Here is a 14,532-nt window from a genome sequence, read left to right as displayed (position 1 = left end):
CAACAAAGGCGTTATTTGTTTATTCTAAAATAATTCATACCTGCTTAAAATTCATCAAAATTAATTCCGCAGAACCCTAAAGTGTGTAATTTTGATGAATTTTGAATAAATTTTCCACCCTTTAGAGCAATGTCATTAAGTTAAGGATAGATACACCTTGTTTTGTCATTCCGAAGAATGAGGAATCTCACTAGCTGCTCGCGTTATGTGATTTCTCCTTTGTCGAAATGACACAAAATTCGCTTAGCTTAAATGACATTGCCCTTTAGAGACAGAGAACAGAAAATCTATTTTTTTAATAAATATAAACCGTCGGGTGCAATTATAAAAACGTCAGTTCGAGTGTTTTTTGTGCAGTATAACGAAACAAAAAATGTATCGAGAACCGTTTTTAACTGAAATTTTTCTTGTTCTCGATACAATCCCGCCCAAAAGCGGGATCACTCGAACTGACGAAAAATTAGCATCAAAAACTAATTACACCCACCGGGTTTTCTTTTATAAATATAAATCAACTCTTAGACCCGCTTAATTTATTTTAAACGGGTTTTCTCTATTTATTTCAATAATTTCTTCAAAATCTAACCATCTACCACTGCTGCTTCTCCCCTTTTTATGGTATCGAATCAGAAAACACGGCATTCAGTCTAATTATTTTTTTGAATTAATGGATGTTTTTTTGCCTAAAAAAAAGAGAAATAACATTATTTTAGACTTCTTTTGTCATTTCATCAAAGTGATAAAATTAACACATGAAAATACGTATTTATACTTAATTAATACTTACTTTTACATTTCAAAAGTACCATTATACTTGAAAAGAGATTTCGCAATAAAAAAATACAGAGGCTAATGCAAAATTCAGAAATCAAAACTACGTGTTCGTATTGTGGAGTAGGATGCGGAATCATTGTCAGCAAAGATCCCAGCAATGGAGTGACGGTAAAAGGAGATCAGGATCACCCTGTAAACAGAGGAATGCTGTGTTCAAAAGGAATGAACCTGCATTATGTAGCTAATGATATTTCTGACAGAATCCTTTATCCTGAAATGCGATGGAGCAAATCACATCCGATGGAACGCGTGAGCTGGGACGAAGGACTGGATCGTGCAGCAGCGGTGTTTTCTTCGATAATAAAAAAACACGGACCTGACAGTGTGGGATTTTATATCTCCGGACAATGCTTAACCGAAGAATATTATTTGGTAAACAAGCTGGTAAAAGGATTTTTGAAAACCAATAACATCGATACTAATTCACGCCTTTGTATGAGTTCGGCTGTTGCGGGTTATAAAAAAACCTTTGGTGAAGACTCCGTGCCTATTGCGTATGACGATATTGAACTGGCTGATACTTTCTTAATTACAGGAGCCAATCCTGCCTGGTGTCACCCTATCCTGTTCAGACGTTTAGAGCAACACCGCGAGAAAAACCCGAAAGTAAAAGTCATCGTCATTGATCCCCGAAAAACAGATACGGCTTTAACGGCCGATTTACATTTGCAAATTCTTCCCGGAAGCGATATTATTTTATACCATGCTTTAGCCAAAAGAATTATAGAAAAAGGATACACCGACAATAATTTTATAAAAAACCATACCGAAAACTTTAATGCTTATAAGGATTTGGTATTGGGAACTTCATTAGAAAAAGCTTCTCAATTGTGCGGAATTTCCATTAAGGAAATTGATATGGCAGTTGATTTAATAGGTAAAGCCGAAGGTTTCCTGTCTCTTTGGGCCATGGGATTAAATCAAAGTGCTGTGGGAGTGGATAAAAACACTGCCTTGCTCAATATCTCTTTATTAACCGGACATGTAGGAAAACCGGGTTCAGGACCTTTTTCATTAACAGGGCAACCTAATGCTATGGGTGGACGCGAAGTGGGCGGAATGGCTAATTTGCTTGCTGTACACAGAGAACTCGCTAATCCGGAACACCGTCAGGAAGTGGCTGATTTTTGGGGTGTTGACAGTATTTCCGAAAAACCGGGATTGACAGCAACAGAAATGTTTGATGCTTTAGAATCTGGAAAAATGAAAGCCGTTTGGATTATTTGTACCAACCCAATGGTGAGTTTACCTGATTCCCGAAGAGTCGAAAAAGCCTTGCAAAACGCCAAATTTGTTGTTGTGCAGGAGATATCACACAACTCCGATACTGCAAAATTTGCCGATTTACTGCTTCCTGCTGCCGGATGGTTAGAGAAAGAAGGAACCATGACCAATTCGGAAAGACGAATTTCGTATTTACCTAAAGGAATAAATGCTCCCGGAGAAGCGCTTTCGGATGTTGAAATTCTGTGTCGTTTTGCAAAAAAAATGGGATTCAGTGGTTTTAATTTTAATACCGCCGAAGAAGTTTACAAGGAGTATTGCCAAATGACCAAAAACACAAATATTGACATTTCCTACCTGAACTACAACCGATTAAAATACGAAGGTACTTTTCAATGGCCGGTTCCTGATTACGGACATCCGGGAACACCTCGCCTTTTTACCGACAAAAAATTCTATACTCCGTCTCAGAAAGCCATTTTTAACCTGCCTGCTGTTATTGAAAATACCTCTGAAAAACCAAACGATAAATTTCCTTTTATCCTTACCACAGGTCGCATCAGAGATCAATGGCATACAATGACTAAAACAGGAAAAGTAGCACGTTTACTTTCTCATATTCCGAATCCTTTATTAGAAATCAATCCTATTGATGCTTTTAAAACCGGGATTGAAAATGGTGATATTGTGGTAGTAAGCAGTAAAAACGGAGAAGTCAGGGTCAAAGCCAATGTTACCGATACCATCAAGGAAGGCGTTGTTTTTTTACCAATGCACTGGGGAAAACAATTAGAAAATGACTTAAACAGAGCCAATAACTTGACCAATACGGTTGTCGATCCTGTTTCTAAAGAACCAGATTTTAAATTTACTGCTGTTAAAGTAAAAAAATACGAAAAACCATTTCAGAAAATTGCTATTGTAGGTGCCGGAGCTGCCGCTTTCCGATTTATTCAAAATTACAGAGAACTCAATACCACCGATGAAATTATTGTTTTTTCAAATGAGGCTAATCCGTTTTACAATCGGGTGCTTTTGCCGGAATATGTAACCAATGAATTGACCTGGGAAAGTTTATTAAAAATAAGAAATGAAGATGTTTTAACAAAACTAAATATCACCTTAAAATCCTCTGTAGGAATCGAAAATATCAATACTACTGCTAAAATCATCACAGACAGCAGTGGTACAACCCACACTTTTGACAACTTAATTCTGGCAACAGGAAGCCGTCCTTTTGTTCCTGAAAACGCTCAGTTGCATCTTCCGGGACGTTTTACAATGCGTAAAAAAGAAGACGCTGACAAGTTAAAAAACTATTTAGATCAGACTAATTTAGCTCCTGAAGAACAGCATGTTGTCATTGTAGGTGGTGGTTTATTAGGATTAGAATTGGCCGCAGCCTTAAAACATAAAAAAGTAAAAATTACTATTATTCAAAGAGCGTCCCGATTAATGGAACGTCAATTAGACCGAATTTCCTGTAAATTGTTAGCTGAAGAAGTACAGCTTCGGGATATTCAGATTTATTTTGATAATGAAGTCAGCACTGTTTTTGAATCGGATAATGATAACGAACTTGAAATCGCATTAAAAAGTGGTCGAATATTAACGGCAAACGCTATTGTGTACGCCATTGGAACCATCCCGAATATAGAAATTGCTAAAGAATCCGGAATTGCCTGCGGACGTGGCGTTAAAGTAAATCAATATTTGCAAACCTCGAATCCGGATGTTTTTGCCATTGGGGAAATAGCTGAATTTAATGGAAAGCTATTCGGAATTACATCGGCTGCTGAAGAACAGGCTGATACTCTGGCTAATTATTTAGCAGGCGACATCAGCAGTTATTACAAAGGTTCGGTATTGATGAATATTCTGAAATTGGAGGATATCAATCTTTGCAGCATTGGCGAACTGGCTATTCCTGAAAATGATGACAATTATGAAGAAATTGTATTTGCCGATTTAAAGAAACGGTATTACAAAAAATGTATCGTTAAAGACGATTTGTTAGTAGGTGCTATTTTAATGGGTGACAAAAATGAATTTGCCGAATTCAAAACCATGATCGAAAGCAAAATTGAATTGTCAAACAAACGAAACCAACTATTAAGAGGAAGCAGCGCTGCGGCAAAGCCTGTCGTGGGTAAATTAGTTTGCTCGTGCAGTCAGGTAGGAAGCGGGAATATTGAAGAAGCTATCAAAACCGGAACCACTAATTTTACCGAATTATGCAAATCAACCGGAGCCGGTTTAGGTTGCGGAAGCTGTAAAACGGAAGTAAAAGAAATATTAGCAAAGTGTAAATAAGTTGAAGAGTCCTTAGTACCTGGTCCCTAGTTTTTCAAACTACTAAGGACTAAAAACTAAGGACTAGGCACTAACAACTAAGTACTGAGTACTAAGGACTAAAAAACAAGAACATGGAATTAACCCGATTAATAGTAAAAGGAGGCGTTCTTTCGCCAGGTGAATTACGTAGCATTGTCAACATGAGCTTGGCACAAGGACTTAAAACCATTTCTTTTGGTTCCAGACAGGATATTATTTTCCCAAATGGGTTTGAATATTCGGAAACAGAAAATAATGGTAAATTTCATATTGTATACCCTGATGAACAGAGCGGCAATAATATTGTTTCCTCTTATGTTTCTACTGATATTTTTAGAAATACAGCCTGGTTAACAGGCAATAAATTCTTGTATGTATTAGAACAATTTAAAGATCAGCCTGCTTTAAAAGTAAATATAACGGATCCTAAACAACAGCTGGTTCCTTTGTTTACGGGTCATATAAATTTTATAGCTTCTGAGCATGAAGATTATTGGTATTTGTACATTCGTTTGCCTAACTGGCAGCGTATGGAAGTCTATCCGGTATTAATTTACAGCTGGGATATTGCTAAAATTTATTATGAAATTGAGCGCATTGTTAGCGAAGAATCCATCGGAATTGACATGATTTTTAATCTTGTCAGTGAAAATTTGGATACCAATAACCGAACTATCGACAAAGCACTTAATGTTCCTTTTTATCCGTTTCCTTATTATGAAGGAATGAACAGACTGGGAATTGATCAATACTGGCTGGGATTGTACTGGAGGAATAATCTGTACGATTTGGAATTTCTAAAAGAAATGTGCGATTTGTGTTTTGATTGTAAAATTGGAAAAATATGCATTACCTCCTGGAAATCCTTCATCATAAAAGGAATTCCCAAAGAAAGAAAACTGGACTGGGAGAAATTCCTTGGAAAAAAAGGAATCAATGTAAGACATTCTCTTTTAGAATTAAACTGGCATTTGCCTGTAGCAACAGAATGGTCTCTGAACCTGAAAACTTTTCTGGTACGAACACTGGATCAATTTGACATTAGTACATACGGATTAACGTTTGGAATTTCTGATTATAACAGAGAAGGACATTATTTTACTTCTATTGTTATCGAAAAAAACAATTTGCCTAAAGATTTAGAGTCCATCAAAATCCGGGATACTTATAATGTGTTGTATGCCAAACATTTTGACCCCAATACTCGTGATTATATCATTCATACACAAGATATTGACAAACTGGAATTACCAGGTATTCTTATCGAACTGAGTAAAAAATATTTTAACGAATTAGGTAACAATACGCTGGTTGAAAACAATTCAGCAACAACTGCTAAGAAAGAAAAACAGGAACAGGATATGTACCAATGTTCTGAATGTCTGACGATTTACAATTCAGAATATGGGGATACGGTTCAAGGCATCGAAAAAGGTGTTTTATTTGAAAATTTACCAGACAGCTATTGTTGTTCTTTATGTGAAGCACCCAAATCTAATTTTGTACTTTTAACCGCTGAAAAACAAGACATCTAAAACACACTATCACTAAAATTAAATAAATATGGATACCGAATATAAAACTGTTGATTCTTCTAAAATAACAATCTCGGAATTAATGCTGCCTTCGCACACTAATTTCAGTGGAAAAATCCATGGTGGTTATATTTTATCTTTAATGGATCAGATTGCCTTTGCCTGTGGCTCTAAATTTTCAGGAAATTATTGTGTAACCGCTTCTGTAGATACCGTAAATTTTCTTAAACCTATTGAAGTGGGAGAATTAGTTACCATGAAAGCCAGTGTGAATTATGTGGGAAACAGTTCTATGGTGGTAGGCATTCGGGTAGAAGCTGAAAACATTCAAACAGGAGTGATTAAACATTGTAATTCGTCTTATTTCACAATGGTTGCCAAAGATAAAGCAGGTATGAATGTGGCTGTTCCGGGTTTGATTTTGACTACGCTTAAAGAAGTGAGTCGTTTTCAAAATGCATTAAGACAAATTGCGTTGAAAAAAGAAAAAGAATACCAAAAAACGATTGCATCTTTTGGTTCAATTGAAACCATCTTAAAGGCTAACAATTACAAAGTTAAAGTAGATTTCGAAAAATAAATGTTGGCTATAAACCCGGTTGCTTTTTTAAAACATCCGAATCTGTAAACAACATCTAAAAACGCAAAAAGCACAGTGTTATGCTGTGCTTTTTGTATTTGTATCATTTATTCTTTAATCAGATAAATTCCGTCTTCTTTAATCTCAATGAGCTTCTCTTTATATAAAGCTCCAATGGCTTTCTTAAAAGTCTTTTTACTCATCTTAAGTACTGTTTTAATATCTTCCGGATGGGAATTATCATTTAATCTTAAAAACCCGCGACTCGCTCTTAATTCGTCTAAAATTTTCTCGGCATTAGGTTCGATATTTTCATATCCTTGTTTTTGTAACGAAACATCAATTTTGTTGTCAGGTCGAATGTTTTTTATAAAACCACGCATTCTGTCACCGGTACGGATACTATCATCATAAACCTCATCTTTATACAAAAGACCTTTGTGTTTCTCGTTGATAATCACATTAATCCCGATTTCAGTAATATGCGAAACAATCAACTCAACTTCCTCTCCGTTTTCAACCGTAAGCGTTTCGTTGTCAAGGAATTGATTCGTCTTACTTGAAGCAACTAATCGGTTGGTTTTTTCGTCCATATACAGGTAAACCAAGTAGCGTTTTCCTTTTTCCATTGGTCTGGCCTGCTCCTTGAATGGAACCAGAATGTCTTTTTCCATTCCCCAATCCATAAAAGCACCCACCTGATTGATATAATTTACACGCAAAAGCGCAAATTCATTCAACAAAATATAAGGTTCTAATGTGGTAGCTACAGGACGTTGTTCGTGATCTAAATACACAAAAACAATCAGCTCCTCACCTATTTCAAATTCGTTAGGGACATATTTATTAGGCAGCAGTACATCGTGAATTCCTTCAGGATCTTTTTCCGGATTCCCCAAAAATAAACCTACCTGCGTATCTCTTAATATTGTTAAGGTATTGTATTTTCCTATTTTAAGCATTTTATTCAATTTTCTAAGCCGCAAAGGTACTAAGAAATTATTACGCAAAGTTTCCCAAAGAGAGACAAAGTTGCGCAAAGTTCTTTTTCCCTTCAAATAACTTGAAATTTATAGTAATGTGAAGAAAAAATAAACAGCAAAGTTTTACAATAAGTTCTAAACTTTTAGAAAAAAACAAACCGCAGATTCGCTGATTATATAATTTGCGAATCTGCGGTTAATTGCTATTTTTACTTGTGGCAAACTTTGTGGTTAATTTTAGAACCCAAATTTAAGGCACACAGATTAAACGGATTAAACAGATTAACACCGATTTTTTTTTTAAACTTTGTGATTTTTGCGTTGAACTAACCGATTATTATCAGAGTCACCAGTTTTTTCTGTCTTTGACAGATTCGTGAAATATATGATATCAAATTGGTGTTATTTCGTGTAATTCGGGGATACTTTTATTTTTTTACCAATGTGACATCATCTATCAAACATTGTGCATTAGCTGATCCATCAGCATAAAATCCAATGATAATTTTTCCTTTTTGTATCTTAATATCCGGAATACTAATACTTGTCCACGAATCATTCTCTTTATCAATAGTAACTTTATAATCCACACTCCCAGTATTGGCAAACATTCTAAGTTCGCTAAAACCTTTACTGTTTTTGATTTCTGCAGTCAAATTATACACGCCATCTTCTAAAGCTACATAAGGAGATGAACTGATTTGTTGTGTAATTTCTCTTGTAAAATCGACTGTATCTGAAATATTCAAACTCTTTTCGCCTATCACTTCTTTACGATCCTCTTCAGTATTAAAATAATTTAATTGTGGCGAGATTTCGCTTTTTACAGCAATAGGATTTCCTTTGATTGCCACCGTTTTCCAGCCTAATAATTGTTCCTGAACAGGCTTTACATCACTGGGTATTTTATTTCTGTCAGCTTCAAAACTGCCATTTTTTACATAATTATTATCGGCACCAACAGTCCAATCCCCTGTTTTTTCATCCAAATTCCATGAACTTAACGAATTAAAATAAGGCTTATGTCCGTCAAAAGAAAGCGGCACCCATTGATTGTACCCTAAACCATTACCGGCAAAATCAGCCCAGCGATCACCACAATAAATAACCGTTTCTTTACCATTACGTTTTATCGTATAGAAAAATCCTGTTTGGGTTACATGGGCATAATCCTCCGCAGAACCATCCATAATTTCCATTTCATTTGCAGGTAAATAAGGTCCTCTGATATTATCTGAAACTAAATAATAGGCAAAAGAAGAATCCCATCCATAGATATTTGAAGCCGCCATATAGTATTTGTTTTTGTATTTAAACATACAATTCCCTTCCCTGCTGGCTCCCTTAAAAATTTGTGTACAATCTAAAATATTTACTTTACCTTCTTTTATACCTATTTCAGAAACATAAATTTTGTTACGTCCCTTACCATAAGAATAAACCAAATAGGATTTTCCGTCATCATCGGTAAAAACGGTTTGATCTCCTGTATTGGATGTACCAATTATGGGTTCCATATTTATTTTTTGATGCCATGAAAATTCTGAAACAGGTGAATCGGCAAGCAGAATAAGTACCTGATTACCATGCTGGACAAAAAGGCTGTATTTATTCATTTCTTTTACAAAAGCGACTCCTAAACGTCCCACCCATGTTTTCCTCCCTTCAGGAAATGCTTTCTCATCTGTAAAAACATCAGCTTCAAAAGTCCAATTTACCAAATCAGTCGAACTATAACAGCTTATCGATTTAAAAGTACAATGATCGTATTTCTTTACAGGCTCATTCCGATATTTCTCTGCTTCTTCATAATGTACACCGTACCAGTAGTATTTATCAATTCCGGTTTTAGGATCCTTAAACCTGAATACTCCGCCGCCCTGACTATAAATAGGAAGTCCTTCTTTAGTATCCCAAAAAACATCGTTTTTGATGTTTTTATACTGTGCTACAATTTCATTTGAAGAAAACAACAATGTTAATCCAATGAAAATTAGTTTGCAGCCAGACTTTAAAATATTTGTTATTATCATAATTTGGAGTGTTATTAACTTTTTAGAAGGCTAATATAAATGAGGATAATTAGAATATTATCCTGTAGTGTCCCGAAAAAATGAAAAAACCTCCTGAAAATTATTTTTTAATAGTGTAAAAAACATTTCGAACCACAGGAATTCCGCCTCCGGTGATCCCTTCCAGAGCTACTTTTACTTTGGTTTCTACCTTTGTATTAAAATAATTTACAGCGGCATTTCCTGTTTTATCGGGATGCACATAAGGATTCCAGTAAATGGTGTTTCTTACCGCTGCTTTTTTATCTAATTCTTCATTGGGTTTTTCAGGATCCGGCATATAAAAAACACGTGCAGTATAAAAACCTTCTAGTTCTTGTTTAATAGAATGAAAAGGATCTTTTTTAGGTTTATTTCCTCTATTTCCATTTGTAAAAATTGAAATAACACTACCATCTGATTCATTTTCTAATATGTATAAATCCTTAACAATTGAACTTTGTATTACATCTATTTTTTCGACATCAGTAGGCAAAATCCAATCTAATTCCCTAGTATCTATCATTGGACTACCGTCTATTAAAATTAGCGGTGTGTTTTTAGGTATAGGTTTACCTTCCGGTGTTTCGTCACGTACCCCCACAACACTAGCACCTATAACACTAACCGCTCTATCAACAACTAAAACACTTGGAACTTTCTCTAAAACGTCATAAATTGTAGTCAAATTCTTTGTGTTTTTATCAGCTACATAACTAAAGTCAGGAACTCCATAAAATACTGGTCGGACAAATTTATTTTTGGATTTAATTAAAACTTCTTTCAAAATATTCTCTGGTTTTACTCCAAAAGCGGTAAATTTCTTCAACACATTATCAGCAAATAAATTATCTGTAGCAGAAAAATCGATTATTTCTTTTTTAAATTTAACAGCTATTGGAGCTTGCTCAATTGAGTCCAAAACTATTTCTCCTCTAAATTTTCCTTTTTCATCCCTGGTATTCAAATACATATTGGTTTTCCCCGAAAACATCAGGTTTTCAAATTGAAAGCGACCAATAGTATCGGTAACAGTATTAAAAATATTCCGATTCTTTTTACTCATTAAAGCCAATGTCAGATTATTATTTACCAATGGCTTATCAGCAAAAAGTTGTTTTACCCGACCTGAAATTGTAATTCCTTTTTCTGCTTTGTAATTAGCAGTTTCATCAATTTTTGGAGTTGTTTTCCAAACAAAATCGCGCCAACCTTGGGTCAACAATAAATTATCTAGATGTTCTAATCGTTTTAGATTTGTAGTATCAAAATAATAGGCAGGATGATAGACTTTTCCCCTAATGTCTGATTCCATCAGGAAATAGGAACAGATGTTAGAATCAAAATTGGCATTATCTACCCCATTTGTATCGGTGACACTCAATGAAAAACTGGCTGATTTAGCCAGACCTGTCTTTGATTTAGATGAAACATATACTATTGCCTTTTCATTAGGTACGTAAGTATCACTATCCGTCAAAAGTTGAACCTCTAAATCATGCTCTTTTTCAATATAAACCAAACGTTCACTTTGCGGTTTGTTTGTATTGTCGAATAAAGTGATTTGACTAATTCCTTTGGGAGTTTTGTCTTTTGGTAATTCAAATGATACTGTTGTTTCGGTAAGCATTTGAGGAGTTTCTAAATACGAGATTCCTTTGGATTTGCAAACTATTGTTAAAACTGCATTTGGATTTTGTGCCAAAGTAGCTTGATTTGTACTAATACTAATAATATTTCTAGCTTTTATGGCTCTAAAACTAACTAAATAACCTTGTTTGAGAACACTAGGAAGCTCTTGACGCAATTCTAATCCTGTTGAAGTTTTAATTTTTGCATAATAGCTTTTGCCTTCCATCGGTACCATTTGCAATTTTCCCATACCATCGTGAACGCTTTCAAAAACAGTTACCAATTCATTATTAGAATCATAGATTTCGCCTTTAATAGTAATGGGTTTTCCATTATTATCAACCGCTTTAAAACCGACGACACTGGCTACATTTTCTAAAAGCGATCCGCCTTCAGGGAAAAAATCAATGCGAAAAGGATTTGGTTTTGTTACTTCTTTTTTAGCTGTCTTAGATTCTAAAGGAATGCTTTTAGTTGTTTTCGGTTTGTCATTTGGAGCAAACACATCAATAATTTCAATATCTTTTTGGAATATAAAATCATATCCAAAATTCCGATTCCAATTCGTATAAGCTCGTAACTGATACACTCCCGGTTTTACACCAAGAGAGTCGGTCAAATGAAAGTCGCCATGTCCCAATCCCATTTCTAAATTGGTTTTATTTCGGGCAATTATTTTAGAATCAGCCGAGATTAATTCGACATACAAAATATTACTGTTATCAAAAAGCAAATTATTAGAAGCTCTGACATTATAAGCTTTGTACCATAAATCTTCACCCAGAAAATAAGTGTTTCTATCAGTATGCAGATACACTTTTTCAATATTATCAATATCTTTTCTATCCTGTGCCTGCGAACAAACAGACATCAAAATCAAAAATAAAAAACTAAGAATACGGCAATTTTTATAATAAAATTTAAGCATACACCTCTTTTATTGATTATTTTTAATAGTGTAAAAAACATTTCGAACCACAGGAATCCCACTGCCGGTAATCCCTTCAAGAGCAACTTTTACTTTAGTTTCAACACTGCTGTTTAAATAATTTACAGCAGCATTTCCTGTTTTGTCCGGATGCACATAAGGATTCCAGTAAATGGTGTTTCTTACAGCTGCTTTTTTATCTAATTCGGGATTTGGTTTTTCCGTATCTGGAGAATAAAAAACACGTGCGGTGTAAAAACCTTCTAGTTCTTGTTTAATGGAATAAACAGGAACTTTTTTAGCAGCTTGACCTGTTTTTGCATTTGTAAAAATGGAAATAAGAGTAAACTTCCCATATAGTGCCTCTATATGCATTCCTCTTACAACCTCTATTTTTAGAGCTTCATCAGCAGAAACTGAAATTAATTGATTCCCATCTACTGCTTGAAAGCCATCAATTAATATTGCAAATGGTAATTTTGACGCATCTGTTGCAACTATACTATCGTAATTAACAGCTACAACACCTCTTAATTCTTGTTCAAGATAATCAACAAAATTGTAAAATTTATTTGCTTCTTTTTTATCTACCTGATAACTATAATCTGGAACTCCATACATTGGATTTATTTTATTTTTGGCAGCCTTAACTACAACTTCATCCAAAACATTTTCGGGTTTTACTCCAAAAACTGTAAATTTCTTTAGTACATTTTCAGTAAACGAATTATTTATTTGTTGTAAAACGATTGATTCTTTTTTTAAAGAAACCAACATTGGAGCCAGTTCAATAGAGTCCAAAACTATTTCACCTCTGAATTTTCCTTTTTCATCCCTGGTATTCAAATACATATTTGTTTTCCCAGAGAACATTAAGTTTGCAAATTGAAAACGACCAATAGAATCGGTAACAGTATTAAAAATATTGCGATTCTTTTTACTCATTAAAGCCAATGTCAGATTATTATTTACCAATGGCTTATCAGCAAAAAGTTGTTTTACCCGACCTGAAATTGTAATTCCTTTTTCTGCTTTGTAATTAGCAGTTTCATCAATTTTTGGAGATGTTTTCCAAAGAAAATCACGCCAACCCTGAGTTAATAATAAATTGTCTAAATGTTCTAATCGTTTTGGATTTTTGGCATCAAAATAATAGCTGGGGTTATGTACTTTTCCCCGAATGTCTGATTCCATCAGGAAATACGAACTTATATTTGATTCGAAATTATCATTTTCAACTCCGTTCGTATCAGTGACACTCAATGAGAAACTGGCTGATCTTCCTTCTCCAGACTTTGATTTTGAAGAAACATTTATTGTCACTTTTTCATTAGGTTGGTAACTCGGTTTATCTGTTAAAAGTTGAACCTCTAAATCATGCTCTTTTTCGATATAAACCAACCGTTCGCTTTGCGGTTTGTTAGTATTGTCGAATAATGTAATTTGGCTGATGCCTTCGGGAGTTTTGTCTTTTGGTAATTCAAATGATACTGTCGTTTCGGTAAGTGTTTGAGTAGTTTCCAAATATGAGATTCCTCTGGATTTGCAAACAATAGTAAGTGATGGATTTGGATTTTGTGCCAAAGTAGCTTGGTTAGTACTGATACTAATAATATTTCTACCTTTTATGGCTCTAAAACTCAATGAATAACCTTGTTTGAGAACATTCGGAAGTTCTTGACGCAGTTCTAATCCTGTAGAAGTTTTAATTTTTGCATAATAGCTTTTGCCTTCCATCGGTACCATTTGAAATTTTCCCATTCCATCATGTACACTTTCAAAAACAGAGACTAATTCGTTATTAGAATCATAGATTTCGCCTTTAATAGTAATTGGTTTTCCGTTAGCATCAACCGCTTTAAAACCTACAGCACTGACTACATTTTCTAGAAGTGAACCGCCTTCAGGGAAAAAATCAACTTGAAAAAGATTTGGTTTTGTGGCTTCTTTTTTAGCTATTTTAGATTCTAAAGGAATGTTTTTAGTTGTTTTCAGTTTGTCATTTGGAGCAAAAACATCAATAATTTCAATATCTTTTTGGAACACAAAATCATCTCCAAAATTCCGATTCCAATTCGTATAAGCTCGTAACTGATACACTCCCGGTTTTACACCAAGAGAGTCGGTCAAATGAAAGTCGCCATGTCCCAATCCCATTTCTAAATTGGTTTTATTTCGGGCAATTATTTTAGAATCAGCCGAGATTAATTCGACATACAAAATATTACTGTTATCAAAAAGCAAATTATTAGAAGCTCTGACATTATAAGCTTTGTACCATAAATCTTCACCCAGAAAATAAGTGTTTCTATCAGTATGCAGATACACTTTTTCAATATCAGCAATATCTTTTCTATCCTGTGCATTCAAAAAAACAATTGACAGTAAAAAATAAAGTAAACTAAGCGTTTTACAAAAAGATTCTGGCATT

7 protein-coding genes are annotated in these 14,532 nt (G+C 34.5%); 3 read left to right on the top strand and 4 right to left on the bottom strand.

Annotated elements, in window-relative coordinates; all coding sequences use genetic code 11:
* The first annotated feature begins 852 nt into the window (after positions 1 to 852).
* From BUB89_RS06570 to BUB89_RS06560, 3 genes are all read left to right on the top strand, one after another.
* Positions 853 to 4,371, top strand: a complete 3,519-nt coding sequence (locus BUB89_RS06570; RefSeq protein ID WP_073243246.1) for a nitrate reductase — start codon at positions 853 to 855, stop codon at positions 4,369 to 4,371.
* Between the two features lie 113 nt (positions 4,372 to 4,484).
* A complete protein-coding gene (locus BUB89_RS06565) occupies positions 4,485 to 5,927 on the top strand; it encodes a rubredoxin (protein WP_073243244.1) in 1,443 nt (480 codons plus the stop codon).
* A 28-nt stretch (positions 5,928 to 5,955) separates the two neighbouring features.
* Positions 5,956 to 6,507 carry an acyl-CoA thioesterase gene (locus tag BUB89_RS06560; protein WP_073243242.1) on the top strand — a complete coding sequence of 184 codons (552 nt, stop codon included), beginning with the start codon at positions 5,956 to 5,958 and terminating at the stop codon, positions 6,505 to 6,507.
* A 107-nt stretch (positions 6,508 to 6,614) separates the two neighbouring features.
* Here the strand turns inward: BUB89_RS06560 and BUB89_RS06555 are convergent, their stop codons facing one another.
* The 4 genes from BUB89_RS06555 to BUB89_RS06540 form a co-directional block, all read right to left on the bottom strand.
* Positions 6,615 to 7,469 (bottom strand): CvfB family protein, encoded by an 855-nt coding sequence (locus BUB89_RS06555; RefSeq protein ID WP_073243240.1) that lies wholly within the window; start codon positions 7,467 to 7,469, stop codon positions 6,615 to 6,617.
* Between the two features lie 449 nt (positions 7,470 to 7,918).
* On the bottom strand, positions 7,919 to 9,523 hold the full coding sequence (locus tag BUB89_RS06550; protein WP_073243238.1) for a family 43 glycosylhydrolase: 1,605 nt from the start codon (positions 9,521 to 9,523) through the stop codon (positions 7,919 to 7,921).
* Positions 9,524 to 9,623: 100 nt separating this feature from the next.
* On the bottom strand, positions 9,624 to 12,101 hold the full coding sequence (locus BUB89_RS06545) for a Plug domain-containing protein (RefSeq protein ID WP_073243236.1): 2,478 nt from the start codon (positions 12,099 to 12,101) through the stop codon (positions 9,624 to 9,626).
* Positions 12,102 to 12,110: 9 nt separating this feature from the next.
* Complete coding sequence (locus BUB89_RS06540; RefSeq protein WP_073243234.1) at positions 12,111 to 14,531, bottom strand: hypothetical protein; 2,421 nt, start codon at positions 14,529 to 14,531, stop codon at positions 12,111 to 12,113.
* Position 14,532 lies beyond the last annotated feature (1 nt).

This window comes from Flavobacterium flevense (genome assembly GCF_900142775.1).
GTDB classification, from domain to species: domain Bacteria; phylum Bacteroidota; class Bacteroidia; order Flavobacteriales; family Flavobacteriaceae; genus Flavobacterium; species Flavobacterium flevense.
The sequence above is the reverse complement of the archived record's forward strand: the minus strand, read 5'-3'. Positions and strand labels throughout refer to the sequence as shown.

Excerpts from the sequence above, each read along its gene's own strand:
- BUB89_RS06545 (WP_073243236.1), bottom strand. The coding sequence starts at position 12,101 with ATGCTTAAATTTTATTATAAAAATTGCCGTATTCTTAGTTTTTTATTT.
- BUB89_RS06560 (WP_073243242.1), top strand. The coding sequence starts at position 5,956 with ATGGATACCGAATATAAAACTGTTGATTCTTCTAAAATAACAATCTCG.
- BUB89_RS06550 (WP_073243238.1), bottom strand. The coding sequence starts at position 9,523 with ATGATAATAACAAATATTTTAAAGTCTGGCTGCAAACTAATTTTCATT.
- BUB89_RS06540 (WP_073243234.1), bottom strand. The coding sequence starts at position 14,531 with ATGCCAGAATCTTTTTGTAAAACGCTTAGTTTACTTTATTTTTTACTG.
- BUB89_RS06565 (WP_073243244.1), top strand. The coding sequence starts at position 4,485 with ATGGAATTAACCCGATTAATAGTAAAAGGAGGCGTTCTTTCGCCAGGT.
- BUB89_RS06555 (WP_073243240.1), bottom strand. The coding sequence starts at position 7,469 with ATGCTTAAAATAGGAAAATACAATACCTTAACAATATTAAGAGATACG.
- BUB89_RS06570 (WP_073243246.1), top strand. The coding sequence starts at position 853 with ATGCAAAATTCAGAAATCAAAACTACGTGTTCGTATTGTGGAGTAGGA.